The 21,705-nt window shown below is 63.3% G+C and carries 24 protein-coding genes and 1 pseudogene; 14 read left to right on the top strand and 11 right to left on the bottom strand.

All coding sequences use genetic code 11. From position 1 onward, the window contains the following. Positions 1-2: 2 nt before the first annotated feature. Together nrdR and ACZ1JW_RS16780 are read left to right on the top strand one after the other, a co-directional pair. Positions 3-467, top strand: a complete 465-nt coding sequence (gene nrdR, locus ACZ1JW_RS16775; protein WP_465125622.1) for a transcriptional regulator NrdR — start codon at positions 3-5, stop codon at positions 465-467. Further along, positions 464-1,222: an RNA methyltransferase gene (locus ACZ1JW_RS16780; protein WP_465141394.1), complete on the top strand. Its 759-nt coding sequence runs from the start codon at positions 464-466 to the stop codon at positions 1,220-1,222. Before nrdR ends, ACZ1JW_RS16780 begins: the two co-directional genes overlap by 4 nt. Positions 1,223-1,226: 4 nt before the next feature. On the opposite strand, the gene ACZ1JW_RS16785 is transcribed toward ACZ1JW_RS16780, so the two are convergent. Then, positions 1,227-1,532 (bottom strand): chorismate mutase, encoded by a 306-nt coding sequence (locus ACZ1JW_RS16785; protein ID WP_465125620.1) that lies wholly within the window; start codon positions 1,530-1,532, stop codon positions 1,227-1,229. Positions 1,533-1,736: 204 nt separating this feature from the next. On the opposite strand from ACZ1JW_RS16785, the gene rpsD reads away from it, so the two are divergent. Both rpsD and ACZ1JW_RS16795 read left to right on the top strand, forming a co-directional pair. Continuing rightward, the gene (gene rpsD / locus ACZ1JW_RS16790; protein ID WP_465125619.1) at positions 1,737-2,348 is read left to right on the top strand and encodes a 30S ribosomal protein S4; all 612 of its coding nucleotides are present in this window, start codon (positions 1,737-1,739) and stop codon (positions 2,346-2,348) included. A 147-nt stretch (positions 2,349-2,495) separates the two neighbouring features. Next, positions 2,496-2,693: a hypothetical protein gene (locus ACZ1JW_RS16795; protein WP_465141395.1), complete on the top strand. Its 198-nt coding sequence runs from the start codon at positions 2,496-2,498 to the stop codon at positions 2,691-2,693. On the opposite strand, the gene tgt is transcribed toward ACZ1JW_RS16795, so the two are convergent. Continuing rightward, the gene (gene tgt / locus ACZ1JW_RS16800) at positions 2,690-3,814 is read right to left on the bottom strand and encodes a tRNA guanosine(34) transglycosylase Tgt (protein WP_465141396.1); all 1,125 of its coding nucleotides are present in this window, start codon (positions 3,812-3,814) and stop codon (positions 2,690-2,692) included. The genes ACZ1JW_RS16795 and tgt overlap by 4 nt on opposite strands. A 62-nt stretch (positions 3,815-3,876) precedes the next feature. Here tgt and ACZ1JW_RS16805 point away from each other — a divergent pair, with 62 nt between their 5' ends. Continuing rightward, positions 3,877-4,659, top strand: coding sequence for a TSUP family transporter (locus ACZ1JW_RS16805; protein ID WP_465141397.1), 783 nt, complete (start codon positions 3,877-3,879; stop codon positions 4,657-4,659). Here the strand turns inward: ACZ1JW_RS16805 and ACZ1JW_RS16810 are convergent. The 6 genes and pseudogenes from ACZ1JW_RS16810 to ACZ1JW_RS16835 form a co-directional block, all read right to left on the bottom strand. Next, entirely contained in the window at positions 4,656-5,846 is a 1,191-nt protein-coding gene (locus ACZ1JW_RS16810; RefSeq protein ID WP_465141398.1) for a cytochrome P450, read from the bottom strand. The genes ACZ1JW_RS16805 and ACZ1JW_RS16810 overlap by 4 nt on opposite strands. 61 nt (positions 5,847-5,907) lie before the next feature. Further along, complete coding sequence (gene queA, locus ACZ1JW_RS16815; protein WP_465141399.1) at positions 5,908-6,948, bottom strand: tRNA preQ1(34) S-adenosylmethionine ribosyltransferase-isomerase QueA; 1,041 nt, start codon at positions 6,946-6,948, stop codon at positions 5,908-5,910. A 40-nt stretch (positions 6,949-6,988) separates the two neighbouring features. Beyond that, positions 6,989-7,669, bottom strand: a complete 681-nt coding sequence (locus tag ACZ1JW_RS16820) for a peptidylprolyl isomerase (protein ID WP_465141400.1) — start codon at positions 7,667-7,669, stop codon at positions 6,989-6,991. Between the two features lie 94 nt (positions 7,670-7,763). Further along, on the bottom strand, positions 7,764-8,276 hold the full coding sequence (gene coaD, locus ACZ1JW_RS16825; protein ID WP_465142801.1) for a pantetheine-phosphate adenylyltransferase: 513 nt from the start codon (positions 8,274-8,276) through the stop codon (positions 7,764-7,766). 6 nt (positions 8,277-8,282) lie between these two features. After that, positions 8,283-9,176, bottom strand: a pseudogene (locus tag ACZ1JW_RS16830) (polyprenyl synthetase family protein); the annotation flags it as partial. Between the two features lie 11 nt (positions 9,177-9,187). Then, positions 9,188-9,439, bottom strand: coding sequence for an exodeoxyribonuclease VII small subunit (locus ACZ1JW_RS16835; RefSeq protein ID WP_465141401.1), 252 nt, complete (start codon positions 9,437-9,439; stop codon positions 9,188-9,190). A 71-nt stretch (positions 9,440-9,510) separates the two neighbouring features. Here ACZ1JW_RS16835 and ACZ1JW_RS16840 point away from each other — a divergent pair, with 71 nt between their 5' ends. Continuing rightward, positions 9,511-9,906, top strand: coding sequence for a DUF2177 family protein (locus tag ACZ1JW_RS16840; RefSeq protein ID WP_465141402.1), 396 nt, complete (start codon positions 9,511-9,513; stop codon positions 9,904-9,906). A 42-nt stretch (positions 9,907-9,948) separates the two neighbouring features. Continuing rightward, entirely contained in the window at positions 9,949-12,108 is a 2,160-nt protein-coding gene (purL, locus tag ACZ1JW_RS16845; RefSeq protein WP_465141403.1) for a phosphoribosylformylglycinamidine synthase subunit PurL, read from the top strand. A 56-nt stretch (positions 12,109-12,164) separates the two neighbouring features. Here the strand turns inward: purL and ACZ1JW_RS16850 are convergent, their stop codons facing one another. Continuing rightward, positions 12,165-12,971 carry a Coq4 family protein gene (locus ACZ1JW_RS16850; RefSeq protein WP_465142802.1) on the bottom strand — a complete coding sequence of 269 codons (807 nt, stop codon included), beginning with the start codon at positions 12,969-12,971 and terminating at the stop codon, positions 12,165-12,167. Between the two features lie 149 nt (positions 12,972-13,120). Here ACZ1JW_RS16850 and ACZ1JW_RS16855 point away from each other — a divergent pair, with 149 nt between their 5' ends. Next, positions 13,121-13,705, top strand: a complete 585-nt coding sequence (locus tag ACZ1JW_RS16855) for a cytochrome b family protein (RefSeq protein ID WP_465141404.1) — start codon at positions 13,121-13,123, stop codon at positions 13,703-13,705. Here ACZ1JW_RS16855 and serB read toward each other — a convergent pair whose 3' ends face one another. Further along, the gene (gene serB, locus ACZ1JW_RS16860; protein ID WP_465141405.1) at positions 13,706-14,590 is read right to left on the bottom strand and encodes a phosphoserine phosphatase SerB; all 885 of its coding nucleotides are present in this window, start codon (positions 14,588-14,590) and stop codon (positions 13,706-13,708) included. It lies immediately after the preceding gene. Here serB and miaA point away from each other — a divergent pair. From miaA to ACZ1JW_RS16890, 6 genes are all read left to right on the top strand, one after another. Then, entirely contained in the window at positions 14,583-15,545 is a 963-nt protein-coding gene (gene miaA / locus ACZ1JW_RS16865) for a tRNA (adenosine(37)-N6)-dimethylallyltransferase MiaA (protein WP_465141406.1), read from the top strand. The two genes, serB and miaA, sit on opposite strands and share 8 nt — an antisense overlap. A 187-nt stretch (positions 15,546-15,732) precedes the next feature. After that, the gene (locus ACZ1JW_RS16870) at positions 15,733-17,481 is read left to right on the top strand and encodes an acetolactate synthase 3 large subunit (RefSeq protein ID WP_465141407.1); all 1,749 of its coding nucleotides are present in this window, start codon (positions 15,733-15,735) and stop codon (positions 17,479-17,481) included. A gap of 14 nt (positions 17,482-17,495) precedes the next feature. After that, positions 17,496-18,011 (top strand): acetolactate synthase small subunit, encoded by a 516-nt coding sequence (ilvN, locus tag ACZ1JW_RS16875; protein WP_465126355.1) that lies wholly within the window; start codon positions 17,496-17,498, stop codon positions 18,009-18,011. Between the two features lie 49 nt (positions 18,012-18,060). Beyond that, on the top strand, positions 18,061-19,080 hold the full coding sequence (gene ilvC / locus ACZ1JW_RS16880; RefSeq protein WP_465125604.1) for a ketol-acid reductoisomerase: 1,020 nt from the start codon (positions 18,061-18,063) through the stop codon (positions 19,078-19,080). Between the two features lie 205 nt (positions 19,081-19,285). Continuing rightward, entirely contained in the window at positions 19,286-19,606 is a 321-nt protein-coding gene (locus ACZ1JW_RS16885; protein ID WP_465141408.1) for an I78 family peptidase inhibitor, read from the top strand. A gap of 110 nt (positions 19,607-19,716) precedes the next feature. Further along, positions 19,717-20,376 carry a YceI family protein gene (locus ACZ1JW_RS16890; RefSeq protein WP_465141409.1) on the top strand — a complete coding sequence of 220 codons (660 nt, stop codon included), beginning with the start codon at positions 19,717-19,719 and terminating at the stop codon, positions 20,374-20,376. 4 nt (positions 20,377-20,380) lie between these two features. On the opposite strand, the gene ACZ1JW_RS16895 is transcribed toward ACZ1JW_RS16890, so the two are convergent. Further along, on the bottom strand, positions 20,381-21,514 hold the full coding sequence (locus ACZ1JW_RS16895; RefSeq protein WP_465141410.1) for an epoxide hydrolase family protein: 1,134 nt from the start codon (positions 21,512-21,514) through the stop codon (positions 20,381-20,383). Positions 21,515-21,705 lie beyond the last annotated feature (191 nt).

Raw genomic sequence — 21,705 nt, forward strand, 5'->3', positions numbered from 1 at the left:
GCATGAGATGCCCGTTCTGCGCCCACGACAATAGCCAGGTAAAGGACAGCCGGCCGAGCGAGGACAACACCTCGATCCGTCGGCGCCGTCAGTGCGAAGGCTGTGGCGCGCGGTTCACCACGTTCGAGCGTGTCCAGTTGCGCGAAGTCGTCGTGGTCAAGAGCGGTGAGCGCCGCGAACCGTTCGACCGCTCCAAGATCGAGCAGTCGGTCGCCCTGGCGTGCCGCAAACGCCCAGTCTCTCAGGAACGGCTTGATCAGCTTGTGTCCGGCATCCAGCGCCAGATCGAGACCATGGGCGATGCCGAAGTGCCGTCCAAGATGATCGGTGAAATGGTCATGGAGGGCCTGCGCCAGCTCGACAGCGTCGCCTACATCCGCTTCGCCAGTGTCTACCGCGATTTCACCGAAGCGCGTGACTTCGAGGAGTTTGCCTCCAGCGTCCAGGAAATGAGCGGTCTGACGTGAGCGAAGCCGACAATGCCCAGCGCCAGCCGGTAATCGTGCTGGTACGCCCGCAACTGGGCGAAAACATCGGCAAGGCAGCGCGCGCCATGCTCAACTTCGGGCTTACCGAGATGCGACTGGTCTCGCCACGTGATGGCTGGCCCAATCCGTCGGCAGGACCTGCCGCAGCCGGGGCCGACATCGTCCTCGAAAAGGCGCAGGTCTTCGATACCCTTGCCGAGGCTGTCGGCGACTGCAGCCATGTCTATGCCACCACCGTGCGCAAGCGCGGCGTGACCAAGCCCGTGCTGACGCCTGAACAGGCCGCCAAGGACATCATCGTCGCACCCGGCCGCAGAGCGATCATCTTCGGCCCTGAACGGTCGGGCCTCGAGACCGATGACGTAGCCCTGGCGCGCGCGATCATCACCGTTCCGATCAATCCGGAATTCGGCTCGCTGAACCTTGCTCAGGCGGTGATCCTGTGCGCCTATGAATGGTCGAAGCATGTCGACCTCGTGCAGCCCACGGTCGAGGATCTCCTGCCGCCCGCGCCGCAGGAAGAGTTCGAAGGCATGTTCGAACAGCTCTGCACCATGCTCGAGCCGCGCGGTTACTTTGAACCCGAAGCTCGCGCCGCAGCCACCCGCCGCACCTTGCGCACCATGCTGACCAAGCCGGGCTGGAACCATCTGGAAGTGCGCACGATGCGTGGCGTGTTGAGCGCGCTGCGCCGCAAGCCGGGATCGAAGCCCGGCGACGAACCGCGCAACTGATCTGCTATTCGTTGATCGCGCGATTGCCGCGCTGGGCCTGCATCGCTTCAGATGCATCGAGCAGCCGGTCCCAGAAGTCGGTCACCAGCCCGACGGGGATGCCGAGTTCGAACGCCCTGCGGCGAATCACCGAAAGCTGCGCCTTGCGGTCTTCCTCGTCCCCGAGGCCACTCCCATCAACCGCATCGCGCGACATGCCAAACCGTTGGGAAAGCAGGGCAAGTATCTGCAGGTCGATCGCCTCCACGCCGCTGGAAAGGCTTTCCAGCGGCTCGCATTGCTCAGGACGAGGCGGCCTCTCGTGCATCATTGGCGATAGCACTCCAGTTTCGTCCGCCTGTCTATGGCCGGTGCCCTTGACAAAGCCCTAATTGTCTGTTCTTGGCCGCGCTTCGCAATTGGCCTCGCACTCCCGGTGAAGCGGTGGCCGCATTCTGCAATTGGCAGAGTGGTGCGGGTCCGGGACTTGAAGCATCGGTGAGTTGCCGGTGCAATGCAGATTGAAAGGCAGCGCATGTCCAAGCGCAAGGCATCAAAGTACAAAATTGACCGTCGTCTCGGCGAGAACATCTGGGGCCGTCCCAAGTCGTCGGTGAACCGCCGCTCGTATGGCCCCGGCCAGCACGGCCAGCGCCGCAAGAGCAAGGTCTCGGACTTCGGCATTCAGCTCCGCGCCAAGCAGAAGCTCAAGGGCTACTATGGCGACGTGACCGAAAAGCAGTTCAAGCGCACCTATCAGGAAGCGGCGAAGATGAAGGGCGATACCGGTCAGAACCTGATCGGCCTGCTCGAGCAGCGCCTCGACATGGTCGTGTACCGCGCCAAGTTCGCACCGACCATCTTCTCGGCCCGTCAGGTCGTTTCGCACGGTCACATTTACGTCAACGGCGTGAAGTGCAACATCGCCTCGCGTCGCGTTCGCCCCGGCGACGTGATCAGCCTCGGCAAGAAGGCCAAGGAAATGGCCTTGATCGCCGAAGCACAGACCCTGCCCGAGCGTGAAGTTCCTGACTACGTTGCCGCCGACGGCGACAAGGTCACCTTCACCCGCGTGCCGACGCTCGACGAAGTGCCCTATCCGGTGAAGATGGAGCCGAACCTGGTCGTCGAATTCTATTCGCGCTGATCGGTTTCCGACCACTGCAGATCAAGGAAGAGGCGGGGCGCAAGCCCCGCCTTTTTCGCATTCGCAAACAAGGCGTTACGTTTCGTTCTCGCGCCAAAATCTCGACCTTGTCAGGGAACCGACACACGACATGGCCATTGGAAGGGCATGTCCCTCTATCGCTTCGTCACCCCGCACCGCACCGGCAAATGGTATCCCGATCTCCTCACCGCGCAGCGGCAGGCCTTCGCCATCGGCGCAGGCTTTTTTGATGAGCGGACCGGCATGTTCTATGCCTACAAGGACACGCGACTGGAAACGCAGGAGCCAGTCATGCCCTCAGGTGCCGAGGGTCTGGCAGCCTAGCGCGCGAAGTAATCCCGTCGGAAATCGGCTGCGAACGCGGCGAACCGGCCTTCGCTGATAGCCGCGCGCATTCCTGCCATCAGTTGCTGGTAGAACCACAGGTTGTGCTCGGTCAGCAGCATCGCGCCGAGCATCTCACCCGACTTGTGCAGGTGGTGCAGATAGGCGCGGCTGTACTTCGTGCAGGTCGGACACGGGCACCGTTCGTCCATCGGCCCGGTATCCTCTGCGTGGCGGGCATTGCGCATGTTGAGCGGCCCGTTCCAGGTGAAGGCTTGCCCATTGCGCCCCGAACGCGTCGGCAGCACGCAATCGAACATGTCGACCCCGCGCTCCACTGCCCCCACAAGATCATCCGGCTTGCCCACACCCATCAGATAGCGCGGACGGTCCGCAGGCAACTGCTGTGGCGCAAAGTCGAGCGTGGCGAACATCGCCTCCTGCCCTTCCCCCACGGCAAGGCCGCCAATGGCATAACCATCGAAGCCGATCTCGGTCAGGGCGTCAGCGCTATACCTGCGCAGGCCCTCATCCAGAGCGCCCTGCTGGATACCGAACAGCGCCGAGCGTTCGGCATGTTCACCGCCAGCATCGAAAGCGTCGCGGCTGCGCCTTGCCCAGCGCATCGACATTTCCATCGACTTGGCAATCACGTCACGCGGCTGGTCCGCACGGGGGCATTCGTCGAAGCACATGACGATGTCCGACCCGAGCAGGCGCTGGATTTCCATCGAACGTTCGGGGCTGAGCAGGTGGCGCGACCCGTCAAGGTGGCTGGCGAAGGTCACGCCTTCCTCGGTGATCTTCCGAAGGTCGGACAGGCTCATCACCTGATAGCCGCCACTGTCCGTCAGGATCGGTCGGTCCCACCCGCCGAACTTGTGAAGGCCCCCCAGACGCGCCACGCGCTCTGCACCGGGGCGCAGCATCAGGTGGTAGGTGTTGCCAAGAATGATGTCGGCACCGCTTGCGCGGACGTCCTCCATCTTCATCGCCTTGACCGTCGCCGCCGTGCCCACCGGCATGAAGGCAGGCGTGCGTATGTCCCCGCGCATCATGCGGATCGTGCCGGTGCGCGCCTTTCCGTCGGTGGCATGGATGTCGAAGGCGAAACGGGTCATTGTGCGGCAATCTCGGCAAAAAGAGTGTTGCGGCCCTTAGGCGCAATCGCCAAAGCGCGCAAATGCCAGACCTGCTGATGATTGACCCCGTAAACCTCGATCTGTGGTTCTATCCGGCGCTGACCTGCGTCGCGGTCCTTTCGGGCTTCATCGATGCGGTGGCAGGCGGCGGCGGACTGGTGATGATGCCGGTCCTGCTTTCCACCCCCCTGCCCCCGCACGTGGTTCTGGGCACCAACAAGATCCAGTCGATGTGCGGCACCTCGATGGCCACTTGGCGCTATCACAAGGCCGGGCTGTTCAGCTTCCGCAAGAGCGCGCCGACGGCTGCCGTGGTCTTCGTCGGCGCGCTCAGCGGATCACTGGCGATTCAGCACCTTAGTGCCGACGTGCTGAAGCTGGTCGTCCCCGTGCTGCTGATCGCAGTTGCGCTCTACACAGTGCTTTCGCCGGGCATGACCGACGAGGACCGCCATGGCCACCTGTCCGAGCGCGGCTACATGCCGGTCGGCGCAGGCGTGGCATTCTACGACGGCTTCTTCGGCCCCGGCGCCGGTCAGTTCTTTGCGACCACGCTCGTCGGCCTGCGCGGCATGGGGCTGACACGGGCCACGGGCCTGACCAAATACCTCAACGTTACGAGCAACATAGCCAGCGTCATCGTCTTCACCATCGGCGGGCAGGCGATGTGGATTCTAGGGCTATGCATGGGCGCAGGCGCGATGACCGGCGCGTGGATCGGCTCGCACTACGCCACCAAGTTCGGCGCCAAGGTCATCCGCCCGCTGCTCGTGGTGGTGAGCATCGGACTGACAGTGCGGTTGGTCTGGGGCTGGTTTTCCTAGGGATTCCACACCAGTGGCAGCGCGGTGCAGGCGCCGACGTTGCCGCCCTTCATCGTCACGGGCTTGTCAGGATCGAGCCTGACTTCCGGCATCCCTGACAGCCATTCCTCGAGGAACACGATCACTTCCATGCGGGCGAGGCCTGCGCCGACGCAGCGATGTGCGCCTACGCCCATGGTGGTGTGGCGGATGGGGGTCAGTCCGCGATCGAAGCGGACCTCTTCGGGAGCAGAAAAGCATTTTGGATCAAGGTTGTGCAAAACACTGGGGAGGTAGACGAGGTCGCCAGTGCGGATGGTGACGCCATCGATCTGGATATCTCCAACTGCATTGCGACTCACGGCAACTGTCGGGTATCTCCGCATCAACTCATCGGCAACTCCGGGCAACTCTCGGGGGTTATCGCGCATCCATTTCTGGTCGTCGGGATGCCTCGCCAGATGCAGCGCGACCATCCCGATCATCGCCGCAACCGTATCGAGTCCCCCGAACAGAAGATTGCGGCACATCCTGCGCGCCTCGTCCTCGGTCCATGGCCGACCGTCGACTGGCTCTGAAAGAATGCGGCTGAACAGGTCGTCGCCCGGCTGGGCCATGCGTTTCTGGATGAAGGGCCAGAGGTAGTCGTCTGCCGCCTGCTTGAGTTGCTCCACCGTCATCGAGCCGTCCGGACGCGTGAGTTGAACGCCCAGCTGTCGGAGGCGTGGGCGGTCTTCGAGGGGGACGTCGATCAGGGTGAGGAAGATGTTGAGGGGCAGGATTTCCGCGAAGTCGCTAACGAAATCGCATTTTCCTAGCGGGCGCAGGCCCTGGATCAGTTCGCGCGCGACTTCGCGGACCTTCGGTTCGAGCGCGACGACGAAGCGCGAGGCGAGGCCTTTCATTACCGGGGTGCGGAAAGCCTTGTGCTCTGCGCCGTCCTGCTGGAGCGGGATGAACTGCATGACTTCGCCGAGGCCGGGGGTGACGGCAAGGCATTGATTGGAAAGCCGTTCGGCATCGCCCCACAGTTCGCGCACCACATCACCGCGCGCAGCGATCCAGTGCCCGCCGTTGGCGGTCGTCCAGACCAGCCCCGGCCCATCGAGCAGGGTCTTCCACGCCGCGAAGTAGTCGCTCTCGACGCCCGGCGGATTGAAGATGTCGAAGTCGACCACGCGGTCGGCCGGAACGTGTGCCGGTATCATGCCCTGCTCCCAGATCTGTTTGGGGGAAGCTACCCGGCGCAGGCCAGACCGAAACTGCGCTTTATGGCAGGAGCAGGCTTGAATCGCCGTAGGAGTAGAAGCGGTAGCCTTGTGCGATGGCGTGGGCGTAGGCCGCCTGCATGCGATCAAGGCCCATCAGTGCCGAGACCAGCATGAACAGAGTCGACTTGGGCAGGTGGAAGTTGGTCATCAACCCGTCGATGGCGCGGAAGGTGTAACCCGGGGTGATGAAGATCGCAGTGTCGCCTTCGAAGGGGCGAATCACCCAATTTCCATCAGCGTCGTCGCCTGCTGCGCTTTCCAGGAGACGCAGCGAGGTGGTTCCGACCGCGATAACGCGATTGCCGGCGGCACGTGCGGCGTTGAGACGGTCTGCTGTCGCAGCGTCGATCGTGCCCCATTCGGCGTGCATCTGGTGGTCCTGGGTGTCCTCGGCCTTGACCGGCAGGAACGTACCCGCGCCAACATGCAAGGTGAGCGTCTCGGTCCGGATGCCACGCGCGGCGATGGCTTCCATCAGGCGCGGGGTGAAGTGCAGCGCGGCCGTGGGCGCCGCGACTGCGCCATCCTTGGCCGCGAACATGGTCTGGTAGTCTTCGCGGTCCTGCTCGTCGGTCGGCCGCTTGCCCGCTATATAGGGCGGCAGCGGCATCTGTCCGGCACGCTCCAGCAGGACCTCGACGGGTTCCTCGCCCGGAAAGAACAGTGTCCAGCTGCCATCGGCAAGACGACCCTCGGCATGGGCGGTGACGCCCGCGCCGAAGCGGATCTCGTCGCCTTCACGCAGGCGCTTGCCGTTTCGAACGAAGGCCTGCCAGCGGCGCAAGTCGATGCGCTTGTGCAGCGTCGCGCCGATGCGCGCCTCGCCGCGTTGGCCTTCAAGTTGGGCCGGAATGACACGGGTGTCGTTGAACACCAGAACGTCGCCCGGATTGAGCAACGAAGGAAGATCAAGCACCGTGAGATCACGGAACGGCCCATTGCTTCCCACGCCAAGCAGCCGCGCCGAATCACGCGGCCTTGCTGGACGCAGGGCGATGTTTTCCTGGGGCAGTTCGAAATCGAAGAGGTCTACGCGCATGACTGCGCCCTAGCCGCAAAAGCGGCGAGGTTCGACCCCTTCAGTTTGACGAAGAGTTGCTGAGCATGTCTGCGGTGATGGCCTTGGCAGCGGCAGGCGCTTCCATGGCCGGCACCGGCTTGTTGTCTGCCGCGATCGAGGCCTGCACGATCTTGGTCGGGTTTGCTGGCGGCTCACCCCGCACGACCGCATCGACATAGTCCATGCCCGCGATCACGCGGCCGAAGTTCGTGTACTTGTGATCGAGCGCAAAGCGTGGATAGAACACGATGAAGAATTGGCTGTTCGCGGTGTTGGGCTCGTTGGTGCGGGCCATCGAAACCGATCCGCGCACATGCGGCACGGCGTTGAACTCCGCCGTCAGGTCAGGAAGCGGCGAACCGCCCTGCCCCGTACCCGTCGGGTCTCCGGTCTGCGCCATGAAGCCATCGATCACGCGGTGAAAAATGACGCCGTTGTAAAAGCCCTGGCGTGCCAGCGTCTTAATCCGCTCGACATGCGCGGGCGCCCAATCCGGCACGAGCCGGATCGCCACGCGACCACCGTTCGAGAGGTCGAGGTAAAGGATGTTCTCGCGATCGACCGACTGATCGGCGTTCACGGCGTAGTTCAGCACCTTGGGAGCGGGGGCCGCAGCCTCGTCCTTCTTGTCCTTCGCCACGGCGGGCGACACGATCAGGGCAGCGCCGAGCGCAAAGGCGGTTAGAAAGCGCGAAACCATGGACTTTAAGAACTCCGGATAATCTTGATCGCCGATAGGCGTCTCGCGCTGTCGCTGCAATGAACGATTGCCGCAGTGTGTCAGCAAGGTGCGCTCAGTAGTCGCCCATTCGACCGATCTTCTCAACCCGGGCAACCACTTCGTCGCGAATGGCAGGAGTAACGAAACCGGCAATCTCCCCGCCGAACAGGGCAATTTCCTTGACGAGTTTCGAGGCGATGGGCTGGAGGCTGACGTCGGCCATGAGGAACACGGTCTCGATCTCGGAGTCGAGCTGCTGGTTCATGCCCGCCATCTGGTACTCGTATTCAAAGTCCGCCACGGCACGCAGGCCACGCACGATGACGTTTGCCCCCTGAGCGCGGGCGAACTTCATCAGCAACGCATTGAAGCCGACGACCTCGACATTGTCGATCCCCTGTTCGGCCACTTCGCGCACGACCATGGCCATGCGTTCCTCCGGCGTGAACATCGGGTTCTTCGACGGATTGGTGGTGACGCCGATGATCAGCTTGTCGACCAGCTTGGCACCGCGCCGGATGATGTCGAGATGGCCAAGCGTGATCGGATCGAACGTGCCCGGATAGACGCCGATGCGCTGTGCCATCAGTGATTCCTTCTCGACAATGAAGCGCGCCAGTTCGCGCAGCAGTTCAGCCTCGGGGCCGTAGCTGGAAAGAAGTTCGATGGCCTGATCGATCAGCATTCTGGCCTGTTCGCGCGCGCGCTCCGGGCCCAGCAGAGACAGGAAGGTCTCCTTGCCCTGAGCCTCGTCCTTGCGCAGCGCCTTGCCTGCAGCAGCCTCATCCCCCTCGGCGTCGAGCAGGTCGTCGGCAATCTGGAAGGCAAGGCCGATATCGCGTGCATATCCGCGCAGATGCGTGCGGCCTTCGGGCGGCACCTTGCCAAGGATCGCGCCCATCTCGACCGAAGCGGAGAGCAAGGCCCCGGTCTTCAACTGCTGGAGACGGGTCACGGTCGGCAGGTCGAAGCTCGAAGTTTCGGCGACGATATCCATCATCTGCCCGCCGCACATGCCGTTCATGCCGCTGGCCGTAGCGAGCGTGCGGATCAGTTCGATGCGGGTGAACGGATCACCACTGGTGGCCGGATCGGACAGGATCTCGAACGCGAAATCGTGCAGCGCGTCGCCTGCGAGCACTGCCGCGGCATCGTCGAAGGCAAGATGAACCGTCGGCTTGCCATGGCGCAGCGCATCATTGTCCATGCAAGGCAGATCATCGTGGATCAGCGAATAGACGTGGATCGCCTCTATCGCAGTGCCGACTCGCACCGCAGCTTCACGCGAGACGCCGAACAGACTGGCCGTGGCGCAGACCAACAGCGGGCGCACCCGCTTGCCGCCACCGATCGTGGCATAGCGCATCGCTTCCACCAGCCGGTCACGCGGATCGCCGGGAAGCGGGAGCAGCAGGTCGAAGCTCTTGTCGATGTCCTCGGCAATCGCCGTGAGCGCGGGCTTCAACAGACCGGTATCAGCCGCCATGATCGCCTCGCTCAACCCTGGGCTTCGTCAAAGGCGCGCAAGGCCTGTGGCTTGCCGTCACGATCGGCCACGATCGCCTCGATTCGCGCTTGAGCCGCATCGAGCCGTGCCTGGCAGTGCGCCCTGAGAGCGTCGCCACGGGCATAAAGATCGATTGATTCATCCAGCGGCGCGTCCCCGCTTTCAAGCCGCCTGACGACGGTCTCGAGTTCCTTCAGCGCCTCTTCAAAGCTCAGGCTCGCGATTTCAGGTCCGGTTCCCATAGAGGCAGCATTGACGGCGCGCGGGGGTGTGGTCAAGCTTCGATGAACAGCAATCCGGGAGACCAAGCGCCATGCAGTACGTGATCGCCTATGTAGCGGCCGCCGTCGTGTTCGGTGCGCTCGATGCGCTCTGGCTCGGTTGGGCAGGATCGAAGCTCTACCGGCCTGCCCTGGGCGATCTGCTTGCTCCGCAGTTCCGCGCGACTCCGGCACTGGTGTTCTACGTGCTCTATCTGGCCGGAATGCTCTGGTTTGCGGTGCGTCCGGGCATGTCGCAGGGACTGGGCGCAGCCGCGCTGAACGGCGCGATCCTCGGCGCGATGTGTTACATGACCTATGACCTGACCAGCCAGGCCGTGCTCGCCCGCTGGCCTGTTCACGTTACCGTGATCGACGTGATCTGGGGCACGTTTGCCACCACTGTCGCTGCCACCGCCGCCACATGGGTGGCGCTCAAGTTCGCCTGACAGGACTAGCCTAAGGCGCGCCACATCGCTAAGGCGCGCGCCATGTCCGAAATCACGCCAGATGTCGTCGCCGCCCATGGGCTGTCCGAGGAAGAGTATCAGCGCGTTCTGAACGCTCTGGGGCGCGAGCCGAACCTTGTCGAGCTCGGCATCTTCTCGGTCATGTGGTCGGAGCACTGCTCGTACAAGTCGAGCCGCATCCACCTCAAGAAGCTGCCGACATCGGCGCCCTGGGTGATCTGCGGCCCGGGCGAAAACGCAGGCGTGATCGACATCGGTGATGGGCAGGCCGCCATCTTCAAGATGGAAAGCCACAACCACCCTTCGTACATCGAACCCTATCAGGGCGCCGCGACGGGCGTTGGCGGCATCCTGCGCGACGTGTTCACGATGGGCGCGCGTCCGGTGGCGAACATGAACGCGCTGCGCTTCGGCCGCCCGGATCATCCCAAGATGAAGCACCTCGTGCAGGGCGTCGTCGCGGGCATTGGCGGCTATGGCAACTGCGTCGGCGTGCCGACGGTGGGTGGCGAGACCAACTTCCACAAGGCCTATGACGGCAACATCCTCGTCAACGCGATGACCGTGGGCGTGGCCGATACCGACAAGATCTTCTATTCGGCGGCTACAGGCCTCGGCAATCCGATCGTCTATGTCGGCTCCAAGACCGGGCGCGATGGCATCCACGGCGCGACCATGGCCTCGGCCGACTTCGATGAGAAATCCGACGAGAAGCGCCCGACCGTGCAGGTTGGCGATCCCTTCACCGAAAAGCTGCTGATCGAGGCCTGCCTCGAACTGATGGCAACCGATGCGATCGTGGCGATCCAGGACATGGGCGCGGCGGGCCTGACCTCCTCGTCAGTCGAAATGGCGACCAACGGCAAGGCCGGCATCATCCTCGACATGGACAAGGTGCCGTGCCGCGAAGAGGGCATGACGCCTTACGAGATGATGCTTTCGGAAAGCCAGGAGCGCATGCTCATGGTGCTCAAGCCCGGCAAGGAAGCCATGGCCGAAGCCATCTTCCGCAAGTGGGAGCTGGACTTTGCCGTGATCGGCGAAGTGACCGACACCGGCCACATGGTGCTGAAGTTCAAGGGCGAGACGGTCTGCGATATTCCGCTCGGGCCTCTCGCCGAAGACGCACCGCTCTATGACCGCCCTGCCCTGTCGCTTGCCGACTACAAGGCCTGGGCGAATGTTGCGCCGCTGGGTTCGGTGCCGGAAAGCGCAGACATTGGCGCGGACCTCGTCAAGTTGATCGGCTGCCCGGACCTCGCCAATCGTCGCTGGATCTTCGAGCAGTACGATTCGCAGGTTGGTGCGGACACGCTGCAGAAGTCGGGCGGCGATGCTGCCGTGGTGCGCATCCATGGGTCGAAGAAGGCGCTGGCGATCAGCACCGACTGCACCCCGCGCTATTGCTATGCCGATCCTTACGAAGGCGGCAAGCAGGCCGTGGCCGAAACCTGGCGCAACATTTGCGCCGTGGGCGCGCGGCCGCTGGCAATCACCAATTGCCTCAACTTCGCCAACCCGCAGCGCCCCGAAATCATGGCTCAGATCGTCCAGGCCCTGAACGGCATGGGCGATGCCTGCCGCGCGCTGGATTACCCGATCGTTTCGGGCAACGTCTCGCTCTACAACGAATCGAAGGCGACGGGTGGCGGCTCGGCGATCCTGCCGACGCCTGCGATCGGCGGCGTCGGGCTGATGCTCGATCACGAAGTGATGACCAAGGTTGCGTTCAAGAACGAAGGCGACGTGATCTGGCTGGTGGGCGGAGAAGGTTCGCACCTTGGCCAGTCGCTCTACCTGCGCGAAATCCACGGACGCGAAGATGGCGATGCGCCGTCGGTCGATCTGGCGGTTGAGCGCAGGAATGGTGAGCAGGTCCGCGAATGGATCGCGGCGGGCAAGCTGACCGCAGTTCACGACGTTTCGGATGGTGGCCTGCTCGTGGCGCTGACCGAGATGGCACTGGCCGGCAGCAAGGGCTGCGCGCTTGATGTTGCGCTGACCACGGCCTCGGCATTCGGCGAGGACCAGTCACGCTATGTCGTGACGACCAAGGCGGGTGAAGTGCTTGAGGGTGCGATGCGTCTCGGCACGGTTGGCGGCTCGCAGGTTGCAGGCGTCGAGCTTGCAGCCCTGCGCGAGGCCAACGAGGCGTTCTTCCGCGACTGGATGGAAGGCTGAGTCTGCCCGGCTGACCTTTGCGCCCCCGCGAAGGCGGGGGCGCGAGGTTTATGACGTCAGGCCGCGAGCTTGGCCGCGTTCTTTCCGAGCAGATCATAGGGATCGATGCCCATGCCCTGCCAGATCGCGTGCGCTTCCTTGTAGCGCACCGCGGGCGTGATGTTCAGGCGCGCGCGGACCTCGTCGATCGGCAGCGGCAGCAGTTCGGTGATCGCCTGTTCGCACAGGCGCGGGCAAGCCTTGCCGAGGCGCTGGCCTTCACGAACCGCACGTAGCACCGGGGCGCTGCGCCTGGTCTGCTTGTTGATGTTCATGCCGGCGAGGTAGCCGATGAACAGATGCGCCGGGGATGGCTGCTGGCTGTAGGTAAAGGCGAGAACGCAAGCCTCGCCCAGCGCATCGCGGCCATAGCCAGTCAGCACGTGCAACATGTCGTGCACGTCGCGCATGCGGTTGAGGTACCAGAGGAACTGGTCTTCAAAACGTTCGCGCTTTGCGGCGAAGCGATCGAACTCGTCGACCAGCCCTTGCGCGGTCAGGCCCTCGCGTTCCATGAAATCGCAGTAGGCGTTGGCGAGCGAGCCCGTTGGCGTGCGGCGCAGGGCTTCGTGATCGTCGAGAATCGCCGGGAGGTAGGGCTCGGTTGCCCGCAAGGCCTGCCCACGCTCGCTTCGCAGGAAAGCCTCGGCCCGGCCACGCAGGTTGCGCCATGGAAGAGCCTCGAAGATGTAGAACACCTCCTCGGTATTTTCCTTGTCCTTCAGGAGGTTCTGGAAATGATGCCACGCCTTGAGCGGCTGCATCCGCATTTCGGGACGCCGCTCGTCATAGATGGGCAGGTCAGCACTCAACGCGCCGGTCATGGCATTCACGGCGTTTCTCCCGGTTGTCTTGTTCGCGGAATACTAACAGCACTGTAAATAGATCGTCAATTGCCCGCTGCGGGGTGGTGCTTGCCAGCAACGATCGGCGAAGGCAAACTTACCCAACATCCTTGGGGGAGGACGGGACCATGGCACGCAAATGGCCGATCGCATTCGGACTGATGCTCTCGCTGCTTGCGCTTGGCGCGGGTCTGGCGGTCGGAGAGACGCCACATGAAAGCTGGCACCTGGCGGCCCGCTGGACGGCGCGCGTCGGCTTTCCCGTCTTTCTCCTGACCTACCTCGCATCATCGCTGATCAGGCTGTCCCCTGCGCCGTGGAGCCGGGCGCTGGCGCGCGACCGCCGCTCGTGGGGACTGGGATTTGCAGCAAGCCACACGATCCATCTCGTGGCGCTCTTCGCCGCGATCCGCCTCGATCCGGAGCGGCGAACCCTGGCGTCCCTCATCCCGGGCGGAACGGCCTATGTCTTCATACTCGCGATGGCGCTGACCTCAAGCAACACCGCAATGCGCGCGCTGGGCCGCAACTGGAAGCGGCTGCACTCGGCGGGCATTCACGTGATCTGGCTGATCTTCACCCTCGCCTATGCCAAGCGCATTCCAGTGCCTGAAACGCGCGCGATTGGCGTAACTATGACGACGTTGGCGCTGGCTGCCCTGCTTCTCAGGATACTGGCGCGCAGACGGTATCGAGCGCCAGCATTGGCCTGATCAGTCGAATACCCACTGGTCGCGCGGCACGCCCAGGAGAGAAAGGATCGATGTCAGATCGCCCCGGTCGATCCAGCCATCTGCAGCGGCGCGCGCCTTTGGCTTGGCACGGTAGGCGATGCCGTAGCTGGCAGCCTCAATCATCGGGATGTCGTTGGCGCCATCACCGGTTGCAAGGCTGAATACTTCCCCGTCAAGGCGCTCGGTCTCTTCGAGCAGGACCTGCTTCTTGACCGAACTGTCGACGATGCCACCGACCAGCCCGCCGGTCAGGACGCCCTCATGCAGGCCGAGCCGGTTGCCGACCACGCGGTCGAAGCCGAGCAGTTCGGCCACCGGATCGGCGAAGGAATGGAAGCCGCCGGTCACAAGCACGGTGTGACAGCCGCGCGCCTTGAGCGTGGAGACAAGCGTGCGCGCACCATCCATCGGGCGGATGCGTTCATCAAGGCACTGCTTGATCGCCGCTTCGGGCAGGTCCTTGAGCAGGCCAACGCGCTCACGCAGCGCGGATTCGAAATCGAGTTCGCCCTGCATCGCGCGTTCGGTGATCGCGGCGATGCGGTCCTTGAGCCCGGCGAAATCAGCCAGTTCGTCGATGCATTCCTGCCCGATCATCGTCGAATCCATGTCCGACACGAACAGGTTGGGCACTTCGATCAGCCCTTCGGCAAGGAGAAGATCGCTCTCGGGGAAGCACTGGTCGAGAATCTGGCGGATACCGACCGGATTGCCTTCGACCACCTCGAGTTCGAGCACATCGTCGCAAGTGTCGAGCATTCCTGCCCCGGCCACTTCCCAGTCACGCGCCTCGATCATCTCCATCGCGAGCGATAGATTGTCACCAAGCGTCTCCGGGTCTGCTATCAGCCGCGCGATGATCAACGGGGAATCCTTTTCGAAAGATACGGGCGGAGGCCCGCGCGTCGCGCTAATCGCAGGGCCGACGGCCAGCGGCAAGAGCGATCTCGCGGTAAAACTCGCCCTGCGCATCAAAGCGCAAGGCGGCGAGGCTGTGGTGATCAATGCCGACAGCGCGCAGGTCTATGCCGACCTGCGGGTTCTCAGCGCTCGTCCGTCCGAGGAAGAAATGCAGGGCGTGCCGCACGTCCTGTTCGGCGCGTGGGACGGGGCCGACCCTTGCTCGGCCGCGGACTGGGCCTCAGCCGCACGCACAGAGATCGATGCCGCCCATGCTCGCGGCGCTCTGCCGATCCTTGTCGGCGGGACCGGGATGTACATCAACACCCTGCTCCATGGCATTGCCCCCGTACCCGCAATCGACCCTCAGATACGCGAGGCGGTGCGAGCGATGCCGGTTGAGCAGGCCTATGCGGCGCTTTGCAAGGAAGACTCCGAGCGGGCGGCGCTGCTCGGCCCCGCCGACGTGCAGCGCGTTACCCGCGCACTCGAAGTCGTGCGCTCTACCGGTCGTCCCCTCGCCCACTGGCAGCAACAGCGCGTTGGCGGCATTGGTGATGCCATCGATCTTGCCCCGCTCATCCTGCTGCCCGAGCGCCAGTGGCTCTACCGGCGCTGCGACCTGCGCTTCGAACTGATGTGGGAGGGCGGCGCAATTGCCGAGGTTGAGGCACTTCTCGCGCGAGACCTGTCCGAATCGATACCTGTGATGCGCGCCATCGGCGTGCCCGAGATTGCCGCCTACTTGCGTCACCAAATTACCCGCGAAGAGGCCATTGCCGCAGGCCAGCAGGCCACACGAAATTATGCCAAGCGGCAGTACACTTGGCTGAAGAACCAGAATCCGGGCAATTGGCCGCGCATCGCGTACGAAAATTCCATTGACATCGATCATGCAGCAAGTTTATTGCGCATTTAGCCGCTTGACACCACCTTTTATGTCAAGTAGCAGGCCGTCAATTGCCTGATCCATCTTGCATGTCGATCAAGCACCCGAAAGGGAGAGACGGCCCGGCGCGGCGAAAGCTGCAGCCGGGCCGAAATTTTTGTTTTTCCTGCGTGTCAGGAGGTCTAACGGCCTCGCACGCGAAGAAGGATGAAGTAACGTGACAAGCGAGCGCAGCGGCGCCGAGATCCTGGTCGAAAGCCTCGTCGCCAAGGGCGTCGAGTTCGTGTTCGGCTATCCGGGTGGCGCAGTCCTGCCGATCTACGATGCGCTGTTCGGCGACGAACGCATCCGCCACATCCTCGTCCGTCATGAAGCCGGCGCGGCCCACGCTGCCGAAGGCTATGCGCGCGCAACCGGCAAGCCCGGCGTCGTGCTCGTCACGTCCGGTCCCGGCGCGACCAATGCGGTCACCGGCATTGCCGATGCCTTCATGGATTCAATCCCGCTCGTCGTGCTGACCGGGCAGGTTCCGACCGCGCTGATCGGCTCTGACGCGTTTCAGGAGTGCGACACGGTCGGCATCACCCGCCACTGTACCAAGCACAACTATCTGGTGAAGGACCCTTCGGAGCTTGCCGCGACGATCGACGAGGCATTCCGCATCGCCACCGAAGGTCGCCCCGGCCCGGTCGTGATCGACATCCCCAAGGATGTCCAGATCGCGCTGGCAACATGGTCGGGTGCTGCCCCGCAGCGGCGCAACCGCTATACCCCGCAGACCGAAGGCGGCGCAGCCGAAATCGCCGAAGCCATCGAAATGATCGCGAAGGCCAAGGCTCCGGTGTTCTACACCGGCGGGGGCGTGATCAATTCGGGCCCCGAAGCGACGGGTCTGCTGCGCGAACTGCAGGCGCTGACCGGCGCGCCCGTCACCTCGACGCTGATGGGCCTCGGCGCATTCCCGGCGGATCATCCGGCTTGGCTGGGCATGCTTGGCATGCACGGCACCTATGAAGCCAACCTGACGATGAATCAGGCCGACCTGATCGTCTGCGTCGGCGCCCGCTTTGACGACCGCGTGACCGGCCGCCTCGACGCCTTCGCGCCGAACTCAAAGAAGATCCACATCGACATCGACCGCGCCTCGATCAACAAGACCGTGCGCGTCGACCTGCCGGTGATCGGTGATTGCGGCAAGGTTCTGGCGCAGCTGATCGAGGCATGGCTCGAGCGTGGCTACAAGGCGCAGGACCTCACCGCCTGGCATGCCCGGATCGATGGCTGGCGTAGCAGGAAGAGCCTTGCTTATCCACGCAAGTCCAAGGCGATCATGCCGCAGTACGCGGTCGAGCGGCTTTACGAGCTGACCAAGGCGCACGATCCGATCATCAGCACCGAAGTCGGTCAGCACCAGATGTGGGCTGCGCAGTACTTCCACTTCATGAAGCCCAACAAGTGGCTGACCTCGGGCGGCCTCGGCACGATGGGCTATGGCCTTCCTGCCGCCATCGGCGCGCAGGCAGGCTTCCCCGATGCGCTCGTGATCGACATCGCGGGCGATGCCTCGATCCAGATGAACATCCAGGAGATGGGCACGGCCACGCAGTACCGCCTGCCGGTCAAGGTCTTCGTGCTCAACAACGAATGGATGGGCATGGTCCGCCAGTGGCAGGAGCTGACCTACGAAAGCCGCTATTCGAACTCCTATTCCGACAGCCTGCCCGATTTCGTGCGTCTGGCCGAAGCCTACGGCTGGAAGGGCATCCGCATCACCGATGAAAGCGAGCTGGATGCCGGTATCCAGGCGATGATCGACCATGATGGCCCGGTCTTCGTTGACTGCCTCGTTGCCAAGGAAGCCAACTGCTTCCCGATGATCCCTTCGGGCGCGGCGCATACCGACATGATCCTTTACGGCGACGAAGTGGCCGGGACCATGGATGACGAAGCCAAGGCGCTGGTTTGAGGACCCCGGACATGATGCACATCCCTCAGGAGGCGCAGGAGCGCCACGTCCTCACCATCACCGTCGACAACGAGGCGGGCATCCTTGCCAAGATCGCAGGGCTGTTCACCGCGCGTGGTTACAACATCGACAGCCTGACCGTGGCCGACATTACAGATGGCCACGACGTCAGCCGGATCACTATCGTCACCCATGGCCCGCCGCCGGTGATCGACCAGATCCGTGCGCAGCTCGAGCGCCTCGTGCCCGTGCACAAGGTCACTGACCTTACCGAAGTCGGCCCGTTCGTGGAACGCGAACTGGCGCTCATCAAGGTCTCGGGCAAGGGTGAGAACCGTGTCGAGGCGCTGCGCCTTGCCGACGTGTTCCGCGCCAAGGTCGTCGACACCACCACTTCCAGCTTCATCTTCGAACTGACCGGCGCGCCCGACAAGATCGACAGCTTCGTCTCGCTGATGAAGGAGCTCGGCCTCGTCGAAGTCGGCCGCACCGGCATCGTCGGCATGATCCGCGGCGCGACCGCCGCCTGAACCAACTGAACCCCATCCATTCACGAATTCATCAAAGATTGGGAACGACATGAAGGTCTATTACGACGCAGACTGCGATCTGAACCTCATCACGGACAAGAAGATCGCCATTCTCGGCTACGGTTCGCAGGGCCACGCCCATGCGCAGAACCTGCGCGATTCGGGCGTCAAGGACGTGGCCATCGCGCTTCGTCCCGGTTCGGCCAGCGCCAAGAAGGCCGAAGCTGCCGGCTTCAAGGTCCTGCCGAACGCCGAAGCGGCTGCTTGGGCCGACGTGCTCATGATCCTCGCACCCGACGAGCATCAGGCCGCGATCTACGCCGATGACCTCCACGCCAACATGAAGCCGGGCGCTGCGCTCGCCTTCGCCCATGGCCTGAACATCCACTTCGGCCTGATCGAAGCGCGCGCCGACATCGACGTGATCATGATCGCGCCCAAGGGCCCGGGCCACACCGTCCGCAGCGAATACCAGCGTGGCGGCGGCGTGCCCTGCCTGATCGCCGTCCACCAGAACGTTACCGGCAACGCACATGACGTCGCGCTGGCCTACGCCTCGGGCGTTGGCGGTGGCCGCTCGGGCATCATCGAGACCAACTTCCGCGAGGAATGCGAAACCGACCTGTTCGGCGAGCAGGCCGTGCTTTGCGGCGGCACCACCGCCCTCATCCAGGCCGGTTTCGAAACGCTGGTCGAAGCCGGTTATGCGCCGGAAATGGCCTACTTCGAATGCCTCCACGAACTGAAGCTGATCGTCGACCTGCTCTATGAAGGCGGCATCGCCAACATGCGCTACTCGATCTCGAACACTGCCGAGTACGGCGACATCAAGACCGGTCCGCGCATCATCACCGAAGAGACCAAGAAGGAAATGAAGCGCGTTCTCGCTGACATCCAGTCTGGCCGCTTCGTCAAGGACTTCGTGCTCGACAACCGCGCCGGCCAGCCCGAACTCAAGGCTGCCCGCGGCCTCGCCCAGCGTCACCCGATCGAAGAGACCGGTGCCAAGCTGCGTGCGATGATGCCGTGGATCGGCGCGAACAAGCTGGTCGACCAGTCGAAGAACTGATCGCTCCGCATCAGCGCAGATATCGGGAGAGGGCGGTTTCGGCCGCCCTTTCTTTTGTCCGGCCTCAGGCTCGGTCGGCTGGCTTTTCCATTAACATCCCCCCTGCATCGACGAATGCAGTGGACGCCAGAATTGTGATCTATATCACTCCGAACTGGAGATTTTGATCACACGAGGCTGTCCCTTGCCAAGGTTGCCCATCTGCATGGCCGCGCTGAGCCTGCTTGCCGGGCAGGCAAATGCCGCCGGGGACGAAATGTCTCGCAGGCCAGCCGCGCAAAGTCCGCGTGCTGCCGGAACCACTGCAGATCAGGCCGCGCCAGACACGTGTGGACAGCGCGCCGCCCTTCGCCTTGTCGGAACGCTTTTCACCCCCCAGGCGCGCACCATGCTCGCACGCACAGTGGGTCACGACAGGATGCGGGTCATACGTCCGGGTGCCGTAATCACGCAGGACCTGCGCGGCGACCGTCTCAACCTCATCGTGGATGACAAAGGCAAGCTGCTGACCGCTCGCTGCGGCTGAGCCATTGCGGCCAATTCCGTTGGAAGCACTACTCCGACGGGAGTTTCGCCTTGTGTGGCTGACAGCACTTTGGCATCCAGTGCGCTCCTTACCTCCCCAAGGAGATATCCATGCCGAAGTTTTCCCGCGTGCCCCGCGCGCTGATGCTTGCCCTGCCGCTTGCCCTCGCCGCCGCCGCTGCACCGATGGTGGCCCAGATGCCCGAAGCCCCGGGCAAGGCCGACAAGACCCGCGTTGTTGCAGGATCCTACACGGCCGATGCCAGCCACTCGCTGGTTGGCTGGCGCGTCAACCACTTCGGCTTCAACGATTACTTCGGCCTGTTCGGCGATGTTTCTGGCACGCTCGAGATCGACCCGGCCAATCCTGCCGCGGCAAAGGTTTCGATCAAGATTCCGGTCAGCAAGGTCATCACGGCGAATGCTGGCCTCACCGCGCACCTGCTCAAGCCCGGCGCTGACGGCAAGCCCGCCGACTTCTTCGGTGCCACGCCCGCCGACGCCACGTTCGTATCGACCAGCGTTGCCCCCGGCGCAGACGGCGTTAGCGCCAAGATCACTGGTGACCTGACGCTCAACGGCGTGACCAAGCCGGTCACGCTCGACGCGACCTTTGCCGGTGCCGGCACCAACCCCTTCACCAAGGCGGCAACGCTCGGCTTCCACGGCAAGGCTACGATCAAGCGCTCGGACTTCAACGTGACGTACGGCATTCCCTTCGTCTCGGACGAAGTGAAGCTCGACATCACCGCGGCCTTCGAAAAGAAGTAAGCCTCTAGCGCATCAGGGAAAACGCGGCCCGGAGTTCCTTCACGAAGGCTTCGGGCTGCTCCCACGCGGCAAAGTGGCCGCCCTTGCCCAGTTCCCCCCAGTAAACCAGTTGCGAGCAAGTCCGCTCGAACCACTTGCGCGGGGCAGGTATGATTTCCTTCGGGAAGGCGCTCGCTGCTACCGGGATATCGATCTGCACCCCGCCTATGGCACCAAAGCTCTCCCAGTAGAGCCGTGCCGAAGACGCGCCTGCTGCGGTCAACCAATAGAGCATGATGTTGTCGAGCATGTCGTCCCGGCTTAGTGCATCTTCCGGTGCACCGCCGTTGTCAGTCCAGGCCCACATCTTTTCATAGATCCATCCCGCGAGCCCCACGGGCGAATCGACCAGACCGTAACCAACGGTCTGCGGCCGTGTGGATTGCTCCTTCGAGTATCCCGAATCCCAGTCCTGATAATGCTTCAACGCCGCCATGGCCTTGAGATCGGCAGGTTCGGGCGCGGCCATATCCTCGGGCGAAGGAGCGGCCATCGGCATGTTGAGATGAATGCCCTTGCAGCCCGGCACCTTCATCGCGCCGATCATCGTCGTCACGATCGACCCCCAGTCACCGCCCTGCGCCAACCATTGATCGTAGTCCAGCCGCGCCATCAGTTCGCCCCAGGCCTGCGCAATCTTCTGCACGCCCCAGCCCTTGACCTTCGGCTTGCCCGAGAATCCGTAGCCCGGAAGGCATGGGATCACGAGATGGAAGGCGTCGGCCGCGTTTCCGCCATGTTCCTCAGGCCGCGTCAGCGGCGCAATGCAATGGCGGAACTCGAGGATCGAGCCGGGCCAGCCATGTGTCATCAGCAAAGGCCGCGCGTCTTCATGGGGCGATCGGACATGGAGGAACCGGATCATCACCCCGTCGATCTCGGTTTCGAACATCCCCCAATCGTTGAGCATCGTCTGGCAGGGGTACCAGTCATAGCCATTGCGCCAATGTGCCACGAAGCTCTGGAGCGCTGCGAGCGGTGCGCCTTGCGACCAGTCGTCGACCGTTTCCTTCTCGGGCCAGCGGGTCATGTCGATGCGCCGATGCAGGTCTGCGATCTCGCTGCGCGGTATGTCGACGATGAAAGGCGCAACATTCATGCCCGATCTCTCCCATTCTATTCGCATTCATTCTGGACAAGCGCGACGCGATTCACCATAGGCTTGTCGCATGACCACTCGACTGGACCTTACCCTGCGACTTATCCGCCCTTGGGCGTGAGCTGACGCGTCGGTCCATCCCGGCGCGCACGGCGCCCAGGGGATGAAAAGCAAAACCGGCAAAATCCAGA

The sequence above is a fragment of the Novosphingobium sp. BL-A-28-Hi1-0D genome (assembly GCF_055521755.1).